Origin of the sequence: Actinoplanes cyaneus (assembly GCF_016862095.1) — a bacterium.
Taxonomy (GTDB): domain Bacteria; phylum Actinomycetota; class Actinomycetes; order Mycobacteriales; family Micromonosporaceae; genus Actinoplanes; species Actinoplanes cyaneus.
Genome location: NZ_BOMH01000020.1, coordinates 110,444 through 132,563, shown reverse-complemented (window position 1 = coordinate 132,563; position 22,120 = coordinate 110,444). Strand labels below are relative to the sequence as shown.

At 71.4% G+C, this 22,120-nt stretch carries 20 protein-coding genes; 7 read left to right on the top strand and 13 right to left on the bottom strand.

The genetic code is table 11. The features are described from left to right. Window positions 1–26 precede the first annotated feature (26 nt). A complete protein-coding gene (locus Acy02nite_RS14880) occupies window positions 27–1,700 on the bottom strand; it encodes a glycoside hydrolase family 13 protein (protein WP_203740952.1) in 1,674 nt (557 codons plus the stop codon). 83 nt (window positions 1,701–1,783) lie between these two features. After that, window positions 1,784–2,911 (bottom strand): LacI family DNA-binding transcriptional regulator, encoded by a 1,128-nt coding sequence (locus tag Acy02nite_RS14875; RefSeq protein WP_203740950.1) that lies wholly within the window; start codon window positions 2,909–2,911, stop codon window positions 1,784–1,786. 738 nt (window positions 2,912–3,649) lie between these two features. On the opposite strand from Acy02nite_RS14875, the gene Acy02nite_RS14870 reads away from it, so the two are divergent. After that, entirely contained in the window at window positions 3,650–3,823 is a 174-nt protein-coding gene (locus Acy02nite_RS14870; protein WP_203740948.1) for a CsbD family protein, read from the top strand. A gap of 46 nt (window positions 3,824–3,869) precedes the next feature. On the opposite strand, the gene Acy02nite_RS14865 is transcribed toward Acy02nite_RS14870, so the two are convergent. Continuing rightward, entirely contained in the window at window positions 3,870–5,087 is a 1,218-nt protein-coding gene (locus Acy02nite_RS14865; RefSeq protein WP_203740947.1) for a sulfite oxidase, read from the bottom strand. Window positions 5,088–5,136: 49 nt separating this feature from the next. On the opposite strand from Acy02nite_RS14865, the gene Acy02nite_RS14860 reads away from it, so the two are divergent. Then, window positions 5,137–6,282 (top strand): LLM class flavin-dependent oxidoreductase, encoded by a 1,146-nt coding sequence (locus Acy02nite_RS14860; RefSeq protein ID WP_239174806.1) that lies wholly within the window; start codon window positions 5,137–5,139, stop codon window positions 6,280–6,282. A gap of 75 nt (window positions 6,283–6,357) precedes the next feature. Here Acy02nite_RS14860 and Acy02nite_RS14855 read toward each other — a convergent pair whose 3' ends face one another. Beyond that, window positions 6,358–8,355 carry an MMPL family transporter gene (locus tag Acy02nite_RS14855; RefSeq protein WP_203740943.1) on the bottom strand — a complete coding sequence of 666 codons (1,998 nt, stop codon included), beginning with the start codon at window positions 8,353–8,355 and terminating at the stop codon, window positions 6,358–6,360. A 73-nt stretch (window positions 8,356–8,428) separates the two neighbouring features. On the opposite strand from Acy02nite_RS14855, the gene Acy02nite_RS14850 reads away from it, so the two are divergent. Together Acy02nite_RS14850 and Acy02nite_RS14845 are read left to right on the top strand one after the other, a co-directional pair. Then, window positions 8,429–8,932 (top strand): MarR family winged helix-turn-helix transcriptional regulator, encoded by a 504-nt coding sequence (locus tag Acy02nite_RS14850; RefSeq protein ID WP_203740941.1) that lies wholly within the window; start codon window positions 8,429–8,431, stop codon window positions 8,930–8,932. Between the two features lie 63 nt (window positions 8,933–8,995). Continuing rightward, entirely contained in the window at window positions 8,996–9,850 is an 855-nt protein-coding gene (locus tag Acy02nite_RS14845) for a tetratricopeptide repeat protein (RefSeq protein WP_203740939.1), read from the top strand. Between the two features lie 270 nt (window positions 9,851–10,120). Here Acy02nite_RS14845 and Acy02nite_RS14840 read toward each other — a convergent pair whose 3' ends face one another. Then, window positions 10,121–10,531 (bottom strand): MarR family winged helix-turn-helix transcriptional regulator, encoded by a 411-nt coding sequence (locus Acy02nite_RS14840; RefSeq protein WP_239174804.1) that lies wholly within the window; start codon window positions 10,529–10,531, stop codon window positions 10,121–10,123. 122 nt (window positions 10,532–10,653) lie between these two features. On the opposite strand from Acy02nite_RS14840, the gene Acy02nite_RS14835 reads away from it, so the two are divergent. Next, complete coding sequence (locus Acy02nite_RS14835) at window positions 10,654–12,426, top strand: ABC transporter ATP-binding protein (protein WP_203741054.1); 1,773 nt, start codon at window positions 10,654–10,656, stop codon at window positions 12,424–12,426. A gap of 61 nt (window positions 12,427–12,487) precedes the next feature. On the opposite strand, the gene Acy02nite_RS14830 is transcribed toward Acy02nite_RS14835, so the two are convergent. Next, window positions 12,488–13,594 carry a citrate synthase 2 gene (locus Acy02nite_RS14830; protein WP_203740937.1) on the bottom strand — a complete coding sequence of 369 codons (1,107 nt, stop codon included), beginning with the start codon at window positions 13,592–13,594 and terminating at the stop codon, window positions 12,488–12,490. A gap of 68 nt (window positions 13,595–13,662) precedes the next feature. Here Acy02nite_RS14830 and Acy02nite_RS14825 point away from each other — a divergent pair, with 68 nt between their 5' ends. Then, entirely contained in the window at window positions 13,663–14,943 is a 1,281-nt protein-coding gene (locus Acy02nite_RS14825; protein WP_203740935.1) for a citrate synthase, read from the top strand. Between the two features lie 445 nt (window positions 14,944–15,388). On the opposite strand, the gene Acy02nite_RS14820 is transcribed toward Acy02nite_RS14825, so the two are convergent. The 7 genes from Acy02nite_RS14820 to Acy02nite_RS14790 form a co-directional block, all read right to left on the bottom strand. After that, a complete protein-coding gene (locus Acy02nite_RS14820) occupies window positions 15,389–16,027 on the bottom strand; it encodes a nitroreductase family protein (protein ID WP_203740933.1) in 639 nt (212 codons plus the stop codon). An 89-nt stretch (window positions 16,028–16,116) separates the two neighbouring features. Continuing rightward, window positions 16,117–16,584 carry a hypothetical protein gene (locus Acy02nite_RS14815; RefSeq protein WP_203740931.1) on the bottom strand — a complete coding sequence of 156 codons (468 nt, stop codon included), beginning with the start codon at window positions 16,582–16,584 and terminating at the stop codon, window positions 16,117–16,119. Between the two features lie 231 nt (window positions 16,585–16,815). Next, window positions 16,816–17,655 carry an alpha/beta fold hydrolase gene (locus Acy02nite_RS14810; protein ID WP_203740929.1) on the bottom strand — a complete coding sequence of 280 codons (840 nt, stop codon included), beginning with the start codon at window positions 17,653–17,655 and terminating at the stop codon, window positions 16,816–16,818. Then, window positions 17,652–18,518: an SDR family NAD(P)-dependent oxidoreductase gene (locus tag Acy02nite_RS14805; RefSeq protein WP_203740927.1), complete on the bottom strand. Its 867-nt coding sequence runs from the start codon at window positions 18,516–18,518 to the stop codon at window positions 17,652–17,654. The genes Acy02nite_RS14810 and Acy02nite_RS14805 overlap by 4 nt, the downstream gene beginning before the upstream one ends. Continuing rightward, the gene (locus Acy02nite_RS14800) at window positions 18,515–19,975 is read right to left on the bottom strand and encodes a flavin-containing monooxygenase (RefSeq protein WP_203740925.1); all 1,461 of its coding nucleotides are present in this window, start codon (window positions 19,973–19,975) and stop codon (window positions 18,515–18,517) included. The genes Acy02nite_RS14805 and Acy02nite_RS14800 overlap by 4 nt, the downstream gene beginning before the upstream one ends. Beyond that, the gene (locus tag Acy02nite_RS14795) at window positions 19,972–20,274 is read right to left on the bottom strand and encodes a DUF4873 domain-containing protein (protein WP_203740923.1); all 303 of its coding nucleotides are present in this window, start codon (window positions 20,272–20,274) and stop codon (window positions 19,972–19,974) included. The genes Acy02nite_RS14800 and Acy02nite_RS14795 overlap by 4 nt, the downstream gene beginning before the upstream one ends. Then, window positions 20,271–20,954 (bottom strand): TetR/AcrR family transcriptional regulator, encoded by a 684-nt coding sequence (locus Acy02nite_RS14790; RefSeq protein ID WP_203740921.1) that lies wholly within the window; start codon window positions 20,952–20,954, stop codon window positions 20,271–20,273. Before Acy02nite_RS14790 ends, Acy02nite_RS14795 begins: the two co-directional genes overlap by 4 nt. A gap of 60 nt (window positions 20,955–21,014) precedes the next feature. On the opposite strand from Acy02nite_RS14790, the gene Acy02nite_RS14785 reads away from it, so the two are divergent. Beyond that, window positions 21,015–21,908, top strand: coding sequence for an AurF N-oxygenase family protein (locus Acy02nite_RS14785; protein ID WP_203740919.1), 894 nt, complete (start codon window positions 21,015–21,017; stop codon window positions 21,906–21,908). Window positions 21,909–22,120 lie beyond the last annotated feature (212 nt).

Sequence of the window (22,120 nt, the reverse complement as noted above, 5' to 3'; positions counted from 1 at the left end):
CACCGTCCGCGGGTGGCCGTGTCAGCTCAGCGGGACCACCACACCGTGGTGTCCGGCGGCAGCACGATCCCGTCCGGGCCGGCCTCGACCGGGCCGCTGGCGAGCAGCAGCTCACCGGCCCGGGGCAGGGTCACCGGCTCGTCGCCCATGTTGACCACGCACCGGAACACCGGGGCGCCCGTGACCTCGCGCTCGAACGCGAGCACCCCGGACGGCGCGGCGATCCAGCGCAGGTTGTCGATCGCCTGCAGGGCCGGGTCGGTGCGGCGCACGGTCAGCGCCGTGCGGTACAGCTCCAGCGTCGAGCCGGGCACGTCGGCCTGCGCGGCCACGCTCAGCCGCGCCCAGGACTCCGGCTGCGGCAGCCAGCTCCCGCCGCCCTCCGGGCCGAAGCCGTACGGCGCGGTGTCGCCACTCCACGGGATCGGCACCCGGCAGCCGTCGCGGTAGCCGTCCTGGCCCTCGGCGCGGTGGAACGCCGGGTCCTGACGCACCTCCGGCGGCAGGTCGACGACCTCCGGAAGACCGAGCTCCTCACCCTGGTAGAGGTACGCCGAGCCGGGCAGCGCCAGCATCAGCGCGCTCGCCGCACGGGCGCGGCGCAGGCCGGCCTCCTCGTCGACGGCGACCGCCTTGCGCCCCGCGACCTCCCCGTCCCCGGTCTGCATCAGCCGGGTGGTGTGGCGCACGACGTCGTGGTTCGACAGCGTCCACGTGGTCGGGGCGCCCACGGCGCGCATCGCGTCCAAGGACTCGTCGATCATCTGGCGCTGCTCGTGGACGTTCCACGCCGTACCGAGATAGCTGAAGTTGAAGGCCTGGTGCAGCTCGTCCTCGCGGACGTAGTGGGCGACCCGCGCCAGGTTCGGCGCCCACGCCTCGGCGACCGCGATGCGCTCGCCCGGGTACTCGTCGAGGATCTGCCGCCACGCGCGGTAGATCTCGTGCACGCTGTCGCGGTCGAAGCACGGGCTCTCGCCGACGCCCAGGAGGTGCCACTCGGCGTCCGCGCCGACGTCCGGCAGGCCGTCCTCCTTGATCAGGCCGTGCGCGACGTCGATCCGGAAGCCGTCGACGCCCAGGTCCAGCCAGAACCGCAGGATGGTCTTGAACTCGTCCCGGACGGCCGGGTGCTCCCAGTTGAAGTCGGGCTGCTCGGCGGCGAACAGGTGCAGGTACCACTCGCCGTCCTCGACGCGGGTCCACGCCGGCCCGCCGAAGATCGAGGGCCAGTCGTTCGGCGGCAGCTCGCCGTTCTCGCCCTTGCCGGGGCGGAAGTGGTAGCGGTCGCGGAAGAGCGAGCCGGGGCCCTCGGCGAGCGCCTTCTGGAACCACTCGTGCTGGTCGGAGGAGTGGTTGGGCACGAGGTCGACGATGACGCGCAGGCCCAGCGCGTGGGCGCCGGCGATCAGCTCGGAGGCGTCGGCGACGGTGCCGAAGATCGGGTCGACCGTCCGGTAGTCCGAGACGTCGTAACCCGCGTCCGCCTGCGGCGACGCGTAGAACGGGGAGAGCCAGACGGCGTCGACCCCGAGATCCTTGAGGTACGGCAGGCGGGCGGTGATGCCCGGGAGGTCGCCGATGCCGTCGCCGTTGGAGTCAGCGAAGCTGCGCGGGTAGATCTGGTAGATGACCGCGTTGCGCCACCAGGAAGCCGGCGGCGCCTCGACGGTGGGCGGTGCGATCAGTTGATCCGTCATGGCGAGGAAATCTAGCAGGCAACTAACACGTGTTACATAGCCCGACGGCTGCTTTCTTTCTGCAAGTTCTTGCAGAGGTGGGGTTATAGGCGTTTTGCGGCCGAATCGCGCACTATCAGTGACGTGCCAAGTGTTTGGTGCGGGTGCTGATCCTCGCCGCGGATCGCCGAGATCAGGAAGTCGGCGGCCATCCGGCCCTTGGTGACGATCGGCTGCCGGACCGTGGTGAGCCGGGGACGGAACCACGCGGACTCGGCCAAGTCGTCGAAACCGGTCACCGAGACGTCGTCCGGGACGCTGATGCCCAGCTCCTGCAGAGCGTCCACGGCGCCGTAGGCGAGGACGTCGGAAAGGGCCAGGATCGCCGTGGGCTTCCCGGGCGCGAGAGCCTTCGTCGCCCGGTACCCCTCGGCCCGGGTGGCCGGCACCTCGGCGAGGGTCACGTCGCTCATGGTCAGCCCGGCCTCGGCCAGCGCGTCCCCGATGCCGGCCAGCCGCCTGCCGAGAGGGCCGCGGCCGGTCGCCTCCGGAGCGGGGCCGATGGAGAGCACGGCGATCCGACGGTGGCCGAGTTCCAGCAGGTAGCGAGCCACTTCCCGGGCGCCGCCACGGTCGTCCACCTCGACGTGCGGAGCGCCCTCGTGACGGTCCGAGTCGATCAGCACGAACGGGATGCCGCGCCGGTCCAGCTCGGCCACCTCGCCGCGGTCGATCTCCAGCCCGCAGACGATGAAGCCGTCGACGGCGGCGTACGGAATCGCCTTCAGCACCGAGTCCTGCAGCGGCGGGGTGAGCAGGAGCGTGTAGCCCTCCCGGTCGCAGATCTGGCCGGCACCCATCAGGAACCGTGAGTAGTACGGGTTCTCCAGGATCTGCGCCAGCCGCTGCGGCAACAGCACGCCGATCGAGTTGGTGGTGCCGGCCTGCAGCATCCGCCCGAGCGTGTTCGGCGTGTAGCCGAGCTCCTCGGCGACGGCGAGGATCCGCTCCCGGGTGGCGGTCGAGATCCGTTGCGGATTGTTGAACGCGAACGACACCGCCGACCGTGACACCCCGGCCGCTCTGGCGACGTCGGTGGAGGTGGTTTTGCCGGTTTTGAGCGTCTTGGGTGGTGCTGTTTCTGCTGGGCTGTTGGAAGTTCTGGTGGTTCTTGCAACAGGTCGTCGGGTCCGGCCCCGTGGCACGCCTTCCACGTCCTTCTTCGACGGCATCCACGCTCCCCGGGTCCGGCGCCCACCATAACCCAGCCCCCGCCCCCTCCCCGCCACCCCACAACCGTCACCCCACCACCCCATCCGCCACCCCGCCCAGCCCTGGGCCCACTCCGGTCCCGCCGGGCACTCGCGGCCCGCTTCGCGACGGCCAGCTCTCGCAGTCCAGCTCCGCGACGCCCAGCCCACCCAAGCTCCCCGCGCGGGTCACGCCCGCCTGCTGGTGCTCACGGTTGTATTCGGCCCTTAAAACAACCGTGAGCGCCAGCCGACGGGCGTGACGCGCGTCGCGGGGTGAGTGGGTGCTTCGCTGGCGGGCGCTCGCGAGCGGGACTCAGCTCCGGCTGGGCGGCGCGGGCAGGGGTTTCCGGCTGGTGCTCATGGGCGTTATGCGGGACGCATAACGCCCATGAGCACCAGCCGGAACGGTGCGTCGCGCCTCTGGGGTGAGCGCAGCGGCCTCGCGGCCCCGCGCGCGATGACCGTGCCATCCACTCTGTCGCTCGTGGGCGGGTTTTGTGCTTTGAGCGGGACCAGCCGTGGAGGCCGCCCCGGAGGGGTTCGCGTTCTGGCCGGTCAACGGCCTGCGAACCCCGCAGGGGTCCCCGCGGGAGCAGCGGAGAGCAACCACAGCGGAGATAGGACATGAAGATCTTGATTTGAGGTTGGCGTGGCCCAGGAGGCATGGGGCGGCGTGGTGGGGGGTATAGCAATGGTCAGACAACCTGGAGGTGTGCGATGGCTTTCGACGACAAAGTGGACAACAAGGCCGAGGAAATCGGCGGCAAGGCCAAGGAAGGCGTCGGTAAGGCCACGGACGACGAGCAGCTCGAGGCCGAGGGTAAGGCGGACCAGACCAGCGCCAACCTGAAGCAGGCCGGCGAGAAGATCAAGGATGTCTTCAAGTCCTGATTGAGTGCGTGACCGGGCCGGGGCTGTAATCAGCCCCGGCCCGTTCTCATGCGGCGGTGACGGGCACCCGGACCACCGCGTCGAACAGGTAGCCGAGCGTGTTGTAGCGGGCGACCTCCGGCTGCGTGACGCCGTGCACGTCGGTGGCCCGGGCGAGCAGCTCGTGGGCGCCGGCGGCGGGCTTGAAGTCCAACTCCCAGCGCTGCCACGCGCCGTCCCACGACGGGCCGGTGAAGCGGGCGTGCCGCCAGGTCGTGCCGCCGTCGGTGCTGACCTCGACCTTGCGGATCGGGCCGTTCGCGGACCAGGAGCGCCCGGTCAGCCTGACCCGCCGGCCGGCCGTGAACGTGGTGCCGGGTTCCAGCTCGAAGGCGCTCTTGACGACCTGCTTGTCGAAGGGCCGGCCCTCGGCGGGGAACTCCGGGCCGAACAGCCGGTAGAACTGCGTGTTCCACGGGGAGAAGAGCGGCTCGGCGGACACCTCGATCTTGCCGACCCACTTGATCGAGGCAATGCCGATCCAGTGCGGGACGATCAGCCGGACCGGGTGGCCGTGGTCGGGCGGGAGCGGCTCGCCGTTCATCTCGTAGGCGAGCAGCACGTCGTCGAGTGCCTTGGTGAGCGGCATCGGACGGCGGACCGGGCCGAGATCCACCCCGCCGGTGACGTAGTTCGGGTCGAGGCCGGACGCCTGCACGTCGAGGGCGTCGCGGTGCAGGCCGGCCCGGCGCAGAACGGTCGACAGGCGCACGCCGCGCCAGCGCGCCACGCCGACGGCGCCCAGGCCCCAGGCCGTACCGGAGACGGTTTGTCCCTGTTGTGAGGTGAAGTAGCCGCGGCCGTTCCCGGCGCATTCGACGGTGACCGCGTGGGTTTCCGCCGGGAGCCGGCGAAGATCGTCGAGATCGAGGTGTACGGCGTCGCCGCGCAGCCCCGAGCCGGAGATCTCCAGGTTCCAGGTGGACGCGTCGAGCCGCGGCGTGCTGGTGTGATTGCGGACGAAGAACCGGTCGATCGGGACGAAGTAGCCCTGGTCCTTGAGGGCGGACCACTTCGTCTCGGCGTTCGTGCCGAGCACCCGGAACAGCTCGGGCGGCAGCGGCTTGACGATCGGGGAGTCGGCCGCGCGAGCCGGGCTCGGGATCAGACCGGCGGCGCCGACCGCCGTGGCCAGGGCGAACAGGTTACGCCGGGAGAAGCCGCGGGCCCGCCCGGCCGTCCAGTCGCGCAGGCGTGCCTCGTCGTATGCAACCTCATCGATCATGCTGAGGCATCCTATCGAGTCGATGGGACTTGTGGGTAGGCTCCGGGGCATGGACTTCCACTGGTTTCTTCCCACCAACGGCGACAGCCGGGACATCGTCGGTGGCGGTCACGGCACCCCGGTCGGCTCGGCCGGCGGTGTGCGGCCGCTGACCATCGGATACCTGGGCCAGATCGCGCGCAGCGCCGAGCAGCTCGGATTCGTCGGCGCGCTCACCCCGACCGGCGCCTGGTGCGAGGACGCGTGGCTGACCACGGCCATGCTCACCGAGGTCACCGAGCGGCTGAAGTTCCTGGTCGCGTTCCGGCCCGGGCTGATCTCGCCGACCCTCGCGGCGCAGATGTCGTCGACGTTCCAGCGGCTCTCCGGTGGGCGGCTGCTGCTCAACGTCGTCACCGGCGGGGAGTCCAGCGAACAGCGACAGTTCGGCGACTTCCTGGACAAGGACTCGCGCTACGCGCGGACCGCCGAATTTCTCACCGTGGTCCGTGGGTTGCTGCGGGGAGAGACGATCACGTACGAGGGTGAGCATGTCCGGGTCGAGAACGCCCGGCTCACGCGGGTGCCGGAGGTCGCGCCCGCCATCTACTTCGGCGGCTCCTCGAAAGCGGCCGGCCCGGTCGCGGCCGACCACGCCGACGTCTACCTGACCTGGGGTGAGCCGCCCGCCCAGGTCGCCGAGAAGCTCGCCTGGATCCGGACGCTCAAGCCGGACATGAAGTTCGGGATCCGGCTGCACGTGATCACCCGCGACACTGCCGAGGCGGCCTGGGCGGAAGCGGCCCGGCTCCTGCAGAACGTCTCCGAGTCCGACATCGCCGGAGTGCAGGCCGGGCTGCGCACGAGCGAGTCCGAGGGGCAGCGGCGGATGCTCGACCTGCACGGCGGCAACCGGGACGGCCTGGTCGTGTCGCCGAACCTGTGGGCCGGGGTGGGGCTGGTCCGCGGTGGCGCCGGGACCGCGCTGGTCGGGAGCCACACCGAGGTCGCCGACCGCATCGAGGAGTACGCGGCGCTCGGCATCTCCGAGTTCATCCTCTCCGGGTATCCGCATCTGGAGGAGGCGTACTGGTTCGGCGAGGGCGTGCTCCCGGAGCTGCGCCGTCGCGGCGTGTGGCAGCACCCGGCGGGGGAGAAGAACACGACGCCGGCCGCCATCCCGTTCGCCGGAGTCCCGGCCCCTGCCCCGTCCTGACGTCGCGAGCCGTGAGCGCCGGCTGGCGCTCACGGCTCGCGACGGGCCTTCTACGAACCGTGAGCGCCGGCCGGGTCAGTTCCTGTCGACGGCCTCCCCGTCCGGGGTGCCGCTCTCCTCCGCGGCCGGCGCGTGCGGGCGGCCCGGCCACCAGAAACGGTCCCCGAGAATCGTGGCCAGGGCCGGGACCAGGACGGTACGGACGAGCAGCGTGTCCAGCAGCACCCCGATCATCACGATCACGCCGATCTGGGTCAGCGTGATCACCGGCAGCACCCCGAGGACCGCGAACACGGCCGCCAGCAGGATGCCCGCGCTCGTGATCACCGCGCCGGTGACCGCGACCGCGTGGACCATCCCGTCCCGCGTGCCGCGCTTGCCGGCCTCCTCCCGTGCCCGCGTGACCAGGAAGATGTTGTAGTCCACCCCGAGCGCCACCAGGAACAGGAACGAGAAGAGCGGCACCTGGTTGTCCAGCGCGTGGTCGAACAGGAACGATCCGGCCCCGAGCGCCGCGGCGTAACTGAGGATCACCGTGAGGATCAGGAGCAGGGGCGCGACCAGGGCCCGGAGCAGGACCACCAGCACGAGCAGCACCACGAGCAGGATCACCGGGGCGATCACCTCGAGGTCGTGCCGGGTCGCGTTGCGGGTGTCCAGACTGGTCGCGACACTGCCGCCGACGAGCGCCCGCCCGTCCAGCTCCGAGCGCAGAGCGCGGATCGCGTCGAACGCCTCGGTCGTGTCCGGCGCCGCGTCGAGGATCACCTGGATGCTTGCCTGCGACGCGGTCTGCTCGGCGATCCGGGCCTGCGCGACCCCGGGCGTCCCGGAGACCGCCGACAGCACCGACGGCGCCTGATCCGGGCTGGTCAGCACCACGGTGGGGCTGGCCGCGCCGGCCGGGAAGTACTTCGACAGCGTCTCCAGCCCGGCCACCGACTCGGACTCGACCCGGAACTGCTCGGTCTGTGACAGCCCGAGCCGGGTGCCGAGCGCGCCTGCCGAGAGCACGCCCAGGATGATCACCGAGGCGACGGTGACCGCGACCGGCTTGCGGGAGACGGCCCGGCCGATCCGCGCCCAGACACCCTTCTCCGCCTCGACGCCGGCCTGACCGACCCGTGGCACGAACGGCCAGAACAGTCCACGCCCGCAGATCACCAGCGCGGCCGGCAGCACCAGCAGCGCGAAGAGCGCGGCGACCGCGATGCCGGCCGCGGCCGTGACGCCCAGCGACACGTTGCTCTCCAGGCTGGCCAGCAGCAGGGTGAGCAGGCTCAGGATGACCGTGCCGGCGCTCGCGGCGATGGCCGGCCCGGCGCCGCGCAACGCCCTGGCCATCGCCGTGAACCGGTTCTCGTGGTGGTGCAGCTCCTCGCGGTAGCGCGAGATCAGCAGCAGCGCGTAGTCCGTGCCCGCGCCGAAGACCAGCACCGTCACGATGCCCGTGGTCGAGCCGCTGACCGGCAGGCTGGTGTGCTGCGAGATGAGCGCGACGATCCCGGTCGTGACCCGGTCGGCGAGACCCACCACGAAGAGCGGGACCAGCCAGAGCAGCGGGCTGCGGTACGTCACCAGGAGCAGCAGCGCGACCACCACGACGGTGACCAGCAGCAGGCGCGTGTTCGCCCCGGTGAAGCTGTCCGCCAGGTCGGCGCTGAAGCCGGCTCCGCCGGTGACCTGCGCGGTCACGCCGGCCGGCAGCCCCTCCCCGACCTTGGCGCGCAGGTCGGCGACCTGCTTGATGGTCTCGTCCGACGAGACGCCGGCCGGCAGCGGCACCGAGACGATCGCCGCTTTCCGGTCGTCGCTGAGGATCGGCCGGCCCAGGCTCTGGACGGTGGCCAGGTCGGTGTCGGCGAGCGCCTGACCGCCCTTCGCGACCACGATCAGGGCCGCTGACGTCCGGCCGGAGGGCAGTTCCTTCTGCAGCTGAGCTACCCGGGTGGACTCGGCGGATGACGGCAGCGAGGCGTTCGGATCGTTCGTGGTTCTCGTCGACCCGGAGAGGCCGATCACCAGACCGCCGAGCACCAGGGCCAGGAGCAGCGTCGCCCATGCCCGTCTCATGAAGCCTCCAACCTGAAGAATCTCGATTGCCGAGATTCTTACCCGTCGTGGCAGGATCTGCAACACTGACACCGTGGAGGAAACAGAAACCCTCGCCGGGGAAACGGCCGAACGGCAGCGGCTGCGATCCCGGCTCGTCGATCTGCTCAACGCGTACTCCAGCGAGGCCAACCACATCGGGCACGCCTTCGCCGGCCGCAACAACCTGCACGGCCCCGACCTGCACGCGCTGCTCGCCGTGATGCACGCCGAGCGGGCCGGCGCGCCGCTGACCCCGGGCCGGCTCGGCGAGGCGATGGGACTCTCCTCCGGCGCGACGACCGCGATGATCGACCGGCTCGAACGCGGCGGGCACCTGCGGCGGGCGCGGGAGAGCACCGACCGGCGGGTCGTGCACCTGCGCTACGGCGAGTCCGGGATGTCACTGGCCATGGCGTTCTTCACCCCGCTCGCGCCGCGCACCGACGCCGTGATGGAGAAGTTCGACGTCGCCGAGCTGCAGGTGGTGGAGAGATTCGTACAGGGAATGGTCGACGCCCTTCTGGATTATCGCCACGAGCTGCGTGACCGGGGATAACGCACCCGGGCCGCAACGTGCGGTTCGCCAAGGTCGGGCCTCGCGCCGCCGATCTGCGAACTCGTGCGAACCGAGCCCCTGCTGTCCCAGGCCGACGACCTCCTCGCCCGTGGTCGTGCGGAGAATGCCGCCCACCTGCTCGCGCCGATCGTCGGCCGGCAACCCGAGAACGTCGACGCCTGGCACCGGATGGCCCGGGCGCACCTCGCGATGGGCGACTTCGACGCCGCCCTGCGCGCCGCGAAAGCCGCCTGGCACTTCGACCCGAACGGGCCGGAGACGCTGTACTGGGTCAGCCGGGCCGCGACCGAGCTGGGACGGCACCGCGAGGCTATCGACGCCGCGCTCGACGGCTGCCGCGAGGACCCGGGCAACCCGCTCCTGCACAACCGTCTCGCCGAGGCCCAGCTGGCGGCCGGGCGGGTCGGGGACGCGCTCGACGGACTGAAGATCGCCGTCGAGCTGGCCGGCTACGACGCCGGTCTGCACGTCACCCACGGCCGTGCGCTGTTCGCGGCGGGCCGCCCGCTCAGCGCCCGTGAATCGCTCGGCCGGGCGCTCGCCCTCGAACCCGGGCACGCCGGGGCACACCGGACCCTCGCCCTGTTCGAGATCGCGATGGAGTCCGTCGTCGACGCGTCGTCACTGGCCCAGGCCGCCGACGAGTTCGCACAGTCCCTGCGCGTCGGGCCGGCCGGCCGGGTCGACGAGCGCGCGATCCTTGCCCGGGACGCCATGGGCTACGCCGCGCGCGTCACGCTCACCTGGTGCCTGATCTTCCTGATCGGGCTGGGAGTGCTGGGCGCGACGTCACTGGTCTCCGTGCCGGCCGGGCTCTACCTGGCGATCTTCTGCCTGGGCGCGGTCGCCGGGTGCGGTGCCTTCGTGTTCCGGAACGCTCTGCACCACAAGCTTTGACCCTCTTGCGCGTACGGCGCGAGCCCGTCCCGTCCCCGGCCTTTCGGCGCGCGACGCGGTAGGTACGTGCGGCGCGATCCCCTGCCGTCCCCGGCCTCCCGGCGCGACGCCCTCTTCGGGCCGGCTCCCACGGTGGTTGTTCGTGCCTCATAACCACGGTGAGGGCCAGCTCGGGGCGTGACGCGCGCTGCGTGCTCAGCCCCGTACGGGCCTCGCGCACGTTTCGCGGCGAGCCTTGCGCACGTTTCGGCCGCGCCGGGCTGAGCGGGCCTACGCGGTGGTGAGTTTGCGGAGGATTCGGGCGAGGGCGGCCCGGTCCGACGGGTCCAGGGAGGCGAAGACGCGTTCGCCGGCCGCGGCGCGGGCGGACTTGATGCCGGCGCCGGTCGCCCGGCCGTGGTCGGTGAGGGCGACGAGCGTGGCGCGGCGGTCGGCCGGGTCGGGGTGACGTTCGACCAGGCCGCGGTCCTGCAGGTCGTCGACGACCTCGGTGGCCGAGCGCGGGGCGATCCGGAGTCGCTCGGCGAGCGCGCTGAGCCGCATCGGGCCGCCGGAGAGCAGCACGCTCAGCGCGCGGCCCTGTGACGGCGCGATGCCCCAGGGCTCCATCTCGCGCCGGGTCTGTTCCCGCATGCGCCTGCTGACCGCCCAGAACACCTCGTGCAACGACTCCTCTTCCACGGGAACAAGCTATCAGCGATTACCGTTGTAGCCTCATGTTGAGGTAACCTCAGCTTGTTACCGGCGTACCGAGGAAAGGTCTGCACTTGGCTGACAAACCAGGGCGGGGCGCGGGACGAACCGTGACCCCCGCGGAGAAGGCGCAAGCCCGATCCGTCTCACTGCGCCGCATCGGCGCGTTGTTCATCGGTCACCGCAAGCAGCTCGCGCTCGTGGTGGCGATCATCGTGGTGGCGTCCGTGCTCGGCATGGCGTCGCCGTTCCTGCTCCGTGAGATCATCGACGTCGCCCTGCCGCACAGCGACCTGCGACTGCTGTCGTGGCTGGTCGCCGGCATGATCGTGGTCGCCGCGATCACGTCCGTGCTCGGCGTGGTGCAGACGTGGATCTCCACGACCGTCGGCCAGCGGGTCATGCACCGGCTGCGCGTCGACGTCTTCAGCCACCTGCAGCGGCAGTCGGTCGGCTTCTTCACCAGGACGCGTACCGGCGAGGTGCAGTCCCGGATCACCAACGACATCGGCGGCATGCAGTCGGTGGTCACCTCGACCGCCACCAGCATCGCGGCCAACCTCACCACGGTGGTCGCCACGATCGTCGCGATGGTCGCGCTGACCTGGCAGCTCACCCTGATCTCGCTGCTGGTGCTGCCGCCGGCGATCCTGCTGACCCGCCGCGTGGCCCGGATGCGGCAGAAGATCACCGCGGCCCGTCAGCGCGAGCTCGCCGAGCTGAACGTGATCATCGAGGAGGGCCTGTCGATCAACGGCATCCAGCTCTCCAAGACGATGGGCGCCGGCGCCGCGCAGATCGAGCGCTTCACCGGCTCGTCCGGCCGGCTGATCGACCTGGAGCTGCGCTCGGAGCTGGCCGGCCGCTGGCGGATGGCCGCCATGAACATCATCTTCGCGGTCATCCCGGCAACGATCTACCTGGCCGCCGGCCTGCCGTTCGCGGCCGGCGCGATGAGCATCGGCACGCTCGTGGCGTTCACCGCGCTGCAGGGCAACCTGTTCCGGCCGCTGATGAGCCTGCTCGACGTGAGCGTGACGATGACCAGCTCGCTGGCGCTGTTCGCCCGCATCTTCGAATACCTCGACCTGCCGGTCGAGATCTCCTCTCCCGCGTCGCCCGTGCGGCTGGACCGGGTGCATGGTCACCTGCGGTTCGAGGACGTCTCCTTCGCGTACGACGAGCATGCTCCCGCCCTCGCCGCCATCGATCTGGACGTGCCCGCGGGGAGCTCGCTCGCGCTGGTCGGTGAGACCGGGTCGGGCAAGAGCACGACCGCGGCCCTGATCGCGCGGCTGCACGACCCGACCGCGGGTCGCGTGACGATCGACGGGGTCGACCTGCGGGATCTGGCACTGACCGACCTCGCGGACATCGTCGGCGTGGTGAGTCAGGAGACGTACCTGCTGCACACGACGATCAGAGAGAATCTGCGGTACGCGAAGCCGTCCGCCACGGACGCGGAGATCGAGGCCGCCTGCCGGGCCGCGCAGATCCACTCGCTGATCGCGGCGCTCCCCGACGGGTACGACACGATGGTCGGCTCGCGTGGCCACCGCTTCTCCGGTGGGGAGAAGCAGCGGATCGCGATCGCCCGGACACTGCTCCGCGACCCGCGCATCCTCGTGCTCGACGAGGCCACGAGCGCGCTGGACAACGAGACCGAGCGGGCCGTGCAGCGCGCGTTCGACGAGCTGTCCCGCGGCCGCACCACGGTCACCATCGCCCACCGGCTCTCCACGGTCCGCGACGCCGACCAGATCGTGGTCCTCGACCACGGCCGGGTCCTGGAGTCCGGGGACCACGACAGCCTGATCGCGGCGGGTGGCCGCTACGCCACGCTGGCCCGGGCGGGTCAGCCCGCCACGGCCGACGCCAGGTGATCCGGCTTTCGGCAGCGGCCGCGGCCGGACGCCGTACGTCCGGAATTGATCGTCGCCAGGATCAGCGGTTGCGGCGGAGGGCGTCGGACCAGCCGGTGATCTCCGTGGCCTCGCGCCCGCGCGGGCCCACGTAGTCCGCCGACGGGCGGATGATCTTGCCGAGGCGCTTCTGCTCGAGGAGGTGCGCGCTCCAGCCGGCCGTCCGCGCACAGGTGAACAGCGCGGTGAACAGCTCGGCCGGCACGCCCGCGAAGTCCAGCACCACCGCGGCCCAGAACTCGACGTTCGTCTCCAGGACCCGGTCCGGCTTGCGTTCGCGCAGCTCGGCCAGTGCCGCCAGCTCCAGTTCCCGGGCCACCTCGAAGCGCGGCGCGCCCAGCTCAAACGCGGCCTCCCGCAGGATCCGGGCACGCGGGTCCTCCGCCCGGTAGACCGCATGACCGAAACCCATCAGCCGCTGCCCACTGTCGAGGACGCCGCGCACGTACTGCCGGGCGTCGCCCGACCGCTCGACCGCCTCGATCATGCCGAGCACGCGGGCCGGCGCGCCGCCGTGCAGCGGGCCGGACAGTGCCGCGATCGCCGCCGAGACGCAGGCCGGCACGTCCGCGCCGGTGCTCGCGACGACCCGGGCGGTGAACGTGGACGCGTTCATGCCGTGCTCGGCGGCACACACCCAGTACCGGTCGAGCGCCGCCACGTGCCGCGGATCCGGCTCGCCCTGCCAGCGGATCATGAACTGTTCGGTGGCGTTGCGTCCCGCGTCGACCAGACTCTGCGGGACGGCGGACTGCGCGCCGCGGGCGGCCTGCGCGACGTAGGAGAGGACCATCGCCGACGTACGGGCGACGTCGTCCCGTGCCTGGGCGTCGTCGATGTCGATGAGCTGCCGCAGACCCCACCGCGGGGCGAGCATCGACACCGCGGCCTGCGCGTCGGCGCGGACGTCCCCGGAGCTCACCGGGATCGCGGACGGCTCGGCAGCCGGCAGCGGACGGTCGAAGTCACCGTCGGCGAGCAGGCCCCAGACGTCCGCGAACGACACGTGGCCGGCGAGGGAGCGGATGTCGACCCCGCGATAGCGGAGCGAGCCGCCGTCCCGGTCGGGTTCGGCGATCTCGGTGTCGAACGCGACGACACCGGCAAGTCCTGGCTTGACAGTCAACATGCCCTTCACGATTCGACTTGACGGACAGCCAGTCAATGTTGATCCAGTCAACATGAGAAAATGCGCACATGCGGCAGTTCCTCACCACCGACCAGGTCGCCGAGCGGCTCGGCGTCAAACCGGCGACCGTCTACGCCTACGTCAGCCGCGGCCTGCTGCCCAGCCGGCGTAACGCCGCAGGCAAGGGGAGCCTGTTCGCCAAGGCCGACGTCGACGCGCTGATCGCCGGCCGCAAACGCGCCACCCCGAACATCCAGACCGGCGTCACGCTGATCCGCGACGGCGGGCTGTTCTACCGCGGGCACGACGCGACAGAGCTGGCGCGGGACTCGACGTACGAGGCGGTCGCGAACCTCCTCTGGACCGGCGAACTCGATCATGCGCCGTTCCCGGCGAACCCGGAGTTCGTGACCCTGGCGTCCCGGGTCGGAGCACTGCTCCCGAGCTCGGCGCGGCTCGCCGACCGGCTGCGGGTCACGGTCGCGGCGATCGCGGCGGCGGACCCGCTCCGCTTCGACACCACGCCGGCCGCGGTCCAGGCCACCGGTCGCGCCCTGACCGCGACGATGGTCGCGGCGCTCCCACTCCGTGCCCCGTCCCCGGCCGCCTCACCCTCGACCGGTCCGGCGCCGGTCGCCTCCGACCCCAGCCCCGGCTCCGACCTGGGGCCCGACCCCGATCCCGGCTCCCGCTCCGGCCCTGCGCTGGTTGCCCTCGGCTCCGCACCGATTGCTGAGGTGCTGTGGCCCCGGCTGACCGCGCAGGTGATGTCCGAAAGTGGTCGGCGGACGATGGAGGCCGCGCTGATCCTGCTCGCGGACCACGACATCGCCGCGTCGACGCTGGCCGCGCGGGTCGCGGCGTCGACCCGGGCCCATCCGTACGCGGTGGTCGGCGCGGGACTCGCGGCGCTCGACGGGCCGCTGCACGGTGCGGCGAGCGAACACGTGTACCCGCTGCTCGTGCGAGCGCTCGCGGGGGAGGACCCGGTGCAGGTCGTCTCCGAGCATCTGCGGGTCAGCGGCGGGATTCCCGGGTTCGGCCACCCGCTCTACCCGTCGGGCGATCCCCGGGCCGCGGCGCTCTTCGCGCTCCTGGGTGATCATCCGGTGCACGAGGCCGCGTGTGGGCTGGCCGACGCCGTACGCAGCAGATCCGGAATCATGCCCAACATCGACCTGACGCTGGCGGCCTTCGCACTGCGGTACGGGATGCCCGCGGATGCCGGTGAGGCGGTCTTCGCCGTGGCGCGCACCGCGGGCTGGCTGGCGCACGCCCTCGAGGAGTATGCGAACCGCCCGGCCCGCTTCCGCCCCACCGGCCAGTACTCAGGCCGTCCACCCGCCTGAACCCGATCCCCCAGCACGGACGGCCCGGTTGCCCGCGGTCGGGTGCCGGGCTGGCACTCAGGGTTGTATTAGCCCGCCGATACAACCGTGAGCGCCGGCCGAGCCGCAGCGGCTGGTGCTCAGGGTTGGGAAAGCGGCCCGATACAACCGTGAGTGCCAGCCGAGCCGCCGCGGCTGGTGCTCACGATTGGGAAAGCGGCCCGAAGCAACCGTGAGTGCCAGCCGGGGGCTCGCGCCGCGGCTGGGCGGTGATCACGACGTACCTCCGGAGCAACCCGAACCCGGAACGGCCGCGCGCGGCGGCAGAAACCGCGACCGAAGCGGGGGCCGCCTGGCGAGCACCGCAACCAACAGCGGACCGCGTGTGGCGGCAGCGGCCGTGCCCATCAGCGGGGCCGCCCGGTGAGCACAGCGGACCGCGAGTGACCAGCCGGACGGACGCGAGCTACGCCTGGTAACGGTCGTAGAAGACGACCTCCTCCAGCGGCCGGCGTTTCGGCTGCGCCCACCGGCCCTTGCTCGGGTAGCCGAGCGGGATCAGTGCCATGGTCAGCGCGTTCTCCGGAAGACCCAGGAGGTTGCGTACGTCTTCCTCGTGCCCGATGTGCAGCGTCGTCAGCGTCGCGCCGAGGCCGTGGGCGCGGGCGGCCAGGATCAGTTGCTGCACGGCGCCGTAGATGGAGGAGCCGAGGCGGGGGTTGCTGGATTTCGCCGCGCCGAGGATCGCCGGGATGATCCAGACCGGTGCCTCTTCGAGGTGGGCGGCGAGGTGGTCGGCGGCGAGGAAGCTGCGCTTGCTCATCGGGCCGTCGTCGCCGGCGTTGAGGATCTCGTCGCGCCGGGAACCGTAGTGCCGCTCCCAGCCTTCGCGATACCAGTCGGCGATCGGTTTCTTCAGCTCCGGGTCGCGGACCACGATCCAGACCCAGGGCTGGCTGTTGCCGCCGGACGGGCCACGGATCGCGGCGTCCAGGATGTCGCGGATGACGTCGTCGGCGATCGGCTCGGTCGAAAGGTAGCGGCGGGCCGGGGTGGAGTGCAACGCCTCCAGCAGGCGGAGGTCCTGCGGCGCGGGATTGGTCATGATCCGCAGCCTAGGCGAGGGCGCGACAGCACACCGAGCAGTCCCGTCCGACCCGGAACAGTCCCTGGCGAGGCAGCGGGAAGCACGGCTCAGCGGACGGTCCAGGCGAGGACGTCTCCGGCCGGACCGGCGATCCGGATCTGGGCGCCGTGTCCCGCCGCGCCGTCGAACGTGATCTCCCACCGCTGCGTCACCCCGGCGTGCAGCGTGAACGCGACCGGCGGCACCGCCCTGCCGGCGGCCGGCGTCGTGTCGGGGCCGGTGGCGTGGTGCAGCCGGGCCATCGCCGGCCCGAACTCGTAGGTGCCGCGCAGCACCTGGACGGTCACCCGCACTGCGTAACGGTCGGCGGTCGACAGTGTCCCGGCGACCGTGACCCGGGCGGCCAGCTCCGGCGTACGAACGTCCTGGCCGACGCCGAGGGGCTGGGCCGCGCTGATCGGGGCGGTGAACGTGGGCGGTGAGGCGGTGGGAACCGGTGCCGCCACCGGCTCCGGACCGCAGCCCGCCAGGGATCCCCCGATCAGCGTGGCGATCATCAATGTCGCTCTCCGCATGGGTTCCATCAAACATCGGACTTCTGGTTCCGCAACTCCTCGAACGGGGGACATTCGCGGTCATGACGCCTCTGACCAGGCATTATCGGCCGTCCCATGTCGACATCCCGACTATGAGAAGAAGCCGCATGTCCGAGAAATCGGTCACCTGGCCGCGGATGGCGCACGGCACCGGGCCGGGGCACGGAACAGGAGGCCGGGCGGCGCCCCCTCACGCCGCCCGGCCTCGGCTCACGCCCGTACGGAAGCCAGCATCGGCCGTACCAGCCCCGCGAACTCGTCCGGTCGCTCGATCTGCGGCATGTGTCCGGTGTCCGGGAACATGTGCCATTTCGCATGCGGGAACGCGGCCCGCGCCGCCGCCAGGTGATGACTGGGAAGGATCATGTCCCGCTCACCCCAGACGATCATCGTGGGCTGACTCGACCCGGCCAGCGACGCCAGCAGCGAGGTCCGCCACGCGGCCGCCACCCCGCGGAACCCGCCGAGCTCCTTGGCGATCTCCAGGTAGACCGGCGCGAAGTCCGGCTGCCGCGCGATCCTGATCGCCATCTCGACCCGCTCCGGCGTGACCAGCGCCCGATCCCGGAAGAGCGTCCGCTCCACGCGGGGCGCGGTCCGCGTGTCGATGCGCCGCAGCAACTGCCGGCCGAGCCCGGGGATCGACAGGATCCGCAGCGCCCAGGTCACCTCCTTGCCGAACCCGGCGCTGTTCACCAGCGTCAGCGTCGTGACCCGTGACGGGTCGGCGGCGAGCAGGGTCATCGACACCGCGCCGCCCAGCGAGTTGCCCATCAGGTGCACCGGCCGGGTCTCGCCGAGCGTGTCCAGCGTCGCCCGGACGCCGTCGGCGAACGTGGACAGCGTGGCCGGCTCCGGCATCCGCTGGGAGAGCCCGAACCCGGGCATGTCGATGCTGATCACCCGGTACGCGTCGTCGAACCGCGAGTGCTGCAGCGACCAGTCCTCCAGGCTGCGCCCGATCCCGTGCAGGAGCACCACCGGCGGCGCCTCCGGGTCACCGGTCTCGTGGATGCGGATGCGCGATCCCCGTACGTCCAGGTAGTTCATCGGCCCGCACCGACCCGGGGCCGGGTGGCGGCCTTGACCGAGACGGAGGTCAGCCTCCTGATGATCTCGGCGGAGCCGGCGGGGAGCAGGCGTTGCAACAGGTCGGGGCCCTTGGCGTTGGCGGCGATCAGCAGCCGTGCCTTGCGGCTCCGGACGGCGCGCAGGATCTGCTCGGCGGCCTTGTCCGCGGGGAAGCTGAGCAGCGCGGCGAAGAGCTTGCGGGTCGGCGCGATGTCCGATTCCGGCACGCCGTCGCCGATCAGCGCGCTCTCCGCGATGCGGGTGCGGATGCCACCGGGGTGCACGGTGGTGACGCCGATCCCGTTCTCGATCAGTTCGCCGCGCAGCGACTCGCTGAGGCCGCGCAGCGCGAACTTGCTCGCGCAGTACGCGCTCTGCCCCGGCGGCGCGATCAGCCCGAACAGGCTGGAGACGTTGACCAGGTGGCTGCCCGGGCTCGCCCTCAACGCCGGCAGCAGCGCGTGCGTGAGCAGCATCGGGGCGCGGAAGTTCACGTTCATGACGTGCTCGAACTGGTCCACGCCGACCTGGTCGAAACGTCCGCCCAGGGCCACGCCGGCGTTGTTGATCAGCAGACCGAGGGAGGCCGGGACGCGGCTCGCCACCTGGTCGACGGCCGCGCGGTCGGACAGGTCCGCCACGATCGTCTCCACCGACCGGCCGGGGTGCACATTGCGGATCCGCGTGGCGACCGGCTCCAGCCGGGAGCCGTCGACGTCGACCAGGACGAGATTGCTGCCGCGGTGCGCCAGGCCGTAGGCGAGTTGCTCGCCGATGCCGCTGGCGGCGCCGGTGAGCACTGCCGTGCGACCGGCGAACCGGTAGGGATCGAGACGGGTCATCGGACCACCTCAGGGTTGGGGACGGGAGCGGTACGCGGGGTGAACGTCATGTCCTGGGTCACGTCGGCGCGGGGCGTGGTGAGCACGTCGCGCAGGTAGTTCTGCCGGACCAGCCACGGGTCGCGGTCGCCCTGCCGGGGGAACTTCTCCAGCGCGCGCTGGACGTACCCGGAGGAGAGGTCGAGCAGGGGACGACCGGAACCGGTCAGCGGGACCGGGGTGGCGACGGCGAGATCGTTGCGGTCCAGGTGGTCGAGCAGCTTGAGGACGTAGCGGTGGGACAGGTCGGCGCGCAGCGTCCAGGACGCGTTGACGTAGCCGATGCAGTACGCGAAGTTCGGCACGCCGGAGAGCATCATGCCCCGGTACGCCGCCTGCTGACCGATCTCGATCGGGGTGCCGTCGAGGCTGACCCGGATGCCGCCGACCGCCTGCAGCGACAGGCCGGTCGCGGAGACCACGAGGTCCGCCTCCAGCACCTTGCCGGACCTCAGCCGGATGCCCTCCGGGACGAACGTGTCGATGTGGTCGGTGACGACCGACGCGCGGCCGGACGTGATGCTGTGGAACAGGTCGCCGTTCGGGATCACGCAGAGCCGCTGGTCCCAGGGGTCGTAGCGCGGCTTGAAGTGCTCGTCGACGTACCCCGGGTTCTTCAGGAAGCGGCCGGCCAGGCCCTGCAGGATGCGGCGGACCTGCTTCGGGCGCTTGCGCGCGAGCTGGTAGAAGAGCTGGGTGGCCAGGACGTTCTTGCTACGGGCGACCCGGTTCGCGGCCTTCGGCGGGAGGACGCGGCGGGCCAGGTTCGCGATGCCGTCCCGGTTCGGCAGCGGCAGCACGTACGTGGGGGAGCGCTGCAGCATAGTGACGTGCTTCGCGTCGGCGGCCATCGCGGGGACCAGGGTGACCGCGGTGGCGCCGCTGCCGATGATGACGACGCGCTTGTCCCGGTAGTCGAGGTCCTCCGGCCAGAACTGCGGATGGACGAGCCTCCCGCCGTACGACGCGACCCCGGGGAAGTCGGGCAGGTAGCCCTCGTCGTAGCTGTAGTAGCCGGCACAGGCGTACAGGAATCGCGCGGTGTAGACCTCGCCGCTCTCCGTTCTCAGCGACCAGCGCGCGTCCGCGGCGGACCAGTCGGCGCTCACCACCCGCGCCCCGAACCGGATGTGTCCCGTTATCCCCGCCTCGTCCGCCGTGTCCTCGATGTACCGCCGGATCTTGTCCCCGGAGGCGAGCGACTCCGGCTCCCGCCACGGCCGCCACGGATAGCTCAACGTGAACATGTCCGAATCGGATCGCACCCCGGGATAGCGGAAGAGGTCCCACGTCCCGCCGATCGCGTCCCGGGCCTCCAGGATCGCGTAGGTGTCGGCGGGCCGCTGCTTCTGCAGCCGCCAGGCCGCCCCGATCCCGGACAGCCCGGCACCGATGATCACCACGTCGAAGTCGTTCACGAGGCCACCACCGCGGGGAACCAGGGCGGCGTCCCGGTGCCGCTGATCCGCACCCCGCCCCACGGGTCGGGCTCGCTCAGCCGTACCGCCGTCTCCGCCGCTCCCGGGATCACGATGACCGCCTTGCGCAGGCCGCCGCTGACGCGTTCCCGCAGGTCCTCGACCGGGTTGGTGCGCCCGGCCCAGCGGAACCGGCCCTCGATCGGCTCGAAGTGCGCGGACATCCGCACCTCGACCGCCACCTCACCGTGGTCCAGCCTCAGCGTCGCCGGCCCGCGGTACTCCTCCTCGTCCGTCACGTGGTCGCCCACCCTTCCTGTTGAGCCGCCAAGCCGCCGGGCGTGTCCGCCGCGCGACTGATTCCGGAGACGCCACCCCAGAGGAACGTCGTCAGGTACTCGCCGAGCGCCTCGCGGCTGATCGGCTGCTGCTGCCGGAGCCACCAGTCGCCGACCGACTGGACGTAACCGACCACGCCGTACGCCCAGGGCAGTGACGCCCCGGAGTCCAGCCCGCGCGCTCGCAGCCGGTCGCCGAAGATCCGCGCCAGACCGCTGGCCACCGTGTCCACCACGTCGGCGACCACGTCGCGATGCCGGGCGATGTCCGGCTGGTGCACGACGAACCGGTAGAGGTTCAGATCGCCCTCGATGTGCGCCAGGTAGACGTCGATCGCCGCGGCGATCGCGGCCCGCTCCTCGCGCATCGCCGCGACCGCCGGGATCATCGCGTCCAGCACCATCGCGCCGGCCGCCTGCCCGACCGCGAGCCACAGCTCGGACTTGTCGGCGAAGTACCGGTAGAGCACCGGTTTGCTCACGCCGGCGTGCGCGGCGATCGCCTCCATGCCGACATCCGGCCCGTGCTGCCGGATCGCCTCGACGGCCGCGGCGGTGAGTTCCGCGCGGCGCTGTTCGCGATGACCGTCCCATCGACCGCGGCGACCGTCGGTGTTGACGGGAGGAGTGACCGAGTTCATAGTACTAGAAGTAACTGTTACCGCCGGTAACGTCAAGTACCTGGACCTTCTGGAGGGCCGATGACAGTGACAGATCGGGACCGCACCGCCACCCGGCTCCTGCGGTCCTCCGCCGAGCACTCCTACGACCCCGAGATCGAGATCGACTGGGAGGCCCCGTTCGCCGACGGGAAGTACTTCGTCCCCGCCCACCGGTCGAGCCTCTACGGCACCGCGCTCTGGGACCGGATGTCCGAGGACCAGCGGATCGAGCTCACCAAGCACGAGGTCGCGAGCATCGCCGGGCTCGGCGTCTGGTTCGAGACGATCCTGATGCAGTTGCTCATCAGGGGTTACTTCAAGCAGGACCCGACCGCCCCGCACGCGCAGTACGCGCTCACCGAGATCGGCGACGAGTGCCGCCACTCGGTCATGTTCGGCAAGATGATCGCCCGCCTCGGCACCCCGGTCTACCGCCCGCAGGGCATCGACGAGTTCCTCGGCAAGTGGATCGCGCACACCGCCACCGGCCCGCGCATGTTCGCCGCGATCCTGATCGCCGAGGAGATCCTGGACACGCTGCAACGCGAGGCGATGTCCGACGAGACCGTCCAGCCCTTGGTCCGGATGGTCTCCCGCATCCACGTCGTCGAGGAGGCGCGGCACGTCCGCTTCGCCCGCGAGGAGCTCGCCCGCCAGATCCGCCTCGCCGGCAAGTCCCGGCTCGCCTTCGACAAGCTCGTCATCGGCCGCGCCGCCTACCTGACCGGCACCCGCCTGGTCGACCCCCGCGTCTACCGCGCCGTCGGCATCGACCCGGAGGAGGGCCGCCGCGCCGCCCGCGCCAACCCCCACCACCAGGAGACGATGCGCTGGGCCGGCGAACGCATCGTCGCCTACCTCGCCGAGCTCGACCTCATCGGCGGCGGCCCGGCCCGCTCCCTCTGGAAGGCGAGCGGCCTCCTGCCCCGCTGAGAGACCCCGTTGAGAGACCCCAGCCCGCGGCCCGCGTCCTCCGAAGACGCGGGCCGCGCTCCTTCTCCCGATCAACCCCAAGATCAAATGCTTCATGTCCTACGTCCGCCGTGGTCCGGGCCGTCGCTCCCGCGGGGACCCTTGCGGGCTTCGCAGGGCCGTGGCCGGCCCAGAACGCGAAACCCTCCAGGGCGGCCTCCGTGGCGGGGCAC

Excerpts from the sequence above, each read along its gene's own strand:
- Acy02nite_RS14880 (WP_203740952.1), bottom strand. The coding sequence starts at position 1,700 with ATGACGGATCAACTGATCGCACCGCCCACCGTCGAGGCGCCGCCGGCT.
- Acy02nite_RS14875 (WP_203740950.1), bottom strand. The coding sequence starts at position 2,911 with ATGCCGTCGAAGAAGGACGTGGAAGGCGTGCCACGGGGCCGGACCCGA.
- Acy02nite_RS14870 (WP_203740948.1), top strand. The coding sequence starts at position 3,650 with ATGGCTTTCGACGACAAAGTGGACAACAAGGCCGAGGAAATCGGCGGC.
- Acy02nite_RS14865 (WP_203740947.1), bottom strand. The coding sequence starts at position 5,087 with ATGATCGATGAGGTTGCATACGACGAGGCACGCCTGCGCGACTGGACG.
- Acy02nite_RS14860 (WP_239174806.1), top strand. The coding sequence starts at position 5,137 with ATGGACTTCCACTGGTTTCTTCCCACCAACGGCGACAGCCGGGACATC.
- Acy02nite_RS14855 (WP_203740943.1), bottom strand. The coding sequence starts at position 8,355 with ATGAGACGGGCATGGGCGACGCTGCTCCTGGCCCTGGTGCTCGGCGGT.
- Acy02nite_RS14830 (WP_203740937.1), bottom strand. The coding sequence starts at position 13,594 with ATGTTGACTGTCAAGCCAGGACTTGCCGGTGTCGTCGCGTTCGACACC.
- Acy02nite_RS14825 (WP_203740935.1), top strand. The coding sequence starts at position 13,663 with ATGCGGCAGTTCCTCACCACCGACCAGGTCGCCGAGCGGCTCGGCGTC.
- Acy02nite_RS14820 (WP_203740933.1), bottom strand. The coding sequence starts at position 16,027 with ATGACCAATCCCGCGCCGCAGGACCTCCGCCTGCTGGAGGCGTTGCAC.
- Acy02nite_RS14815 (WP_203740931.1), bottom strand. The coding sequence starts at position 16,584 with ATGCGGAGAGCGACATTGATGATCGCCACGCTGATCGGGGGATCCCTG.
- Acy02nite_RS14810 (WP_203740929.1), bottom strand. The coding sequence starts at position 17,655 with ATGAACTACCTGGACGTACGGGGATCGCGCATCCGCATCCACGAGACC.
- Acy02nite_RS14805 (WP_203740927.1), bottom strand. The coding sequence starts at position 18,518 with ATGACCCGTCTCGATCCCTACCGGTTCGCCGGTCGCACGGCAGTGCTC.
- Acy02nite_RS14790 (WP_203740921.1), bottom strand. The coding sequence starts at position 20,954 with ATGAACTCGGTCACTCCTCCCGTCAACACCGACGGTCGCCGCGGTCGA.
- Acy02nite_RS14785 (WP_203740919.1), top strand. The coding sequence starts at position 21,015 with ATGACAGTGACAGATCGGGACCGCACCGCCACCCGGCTCCTGCGGTCC.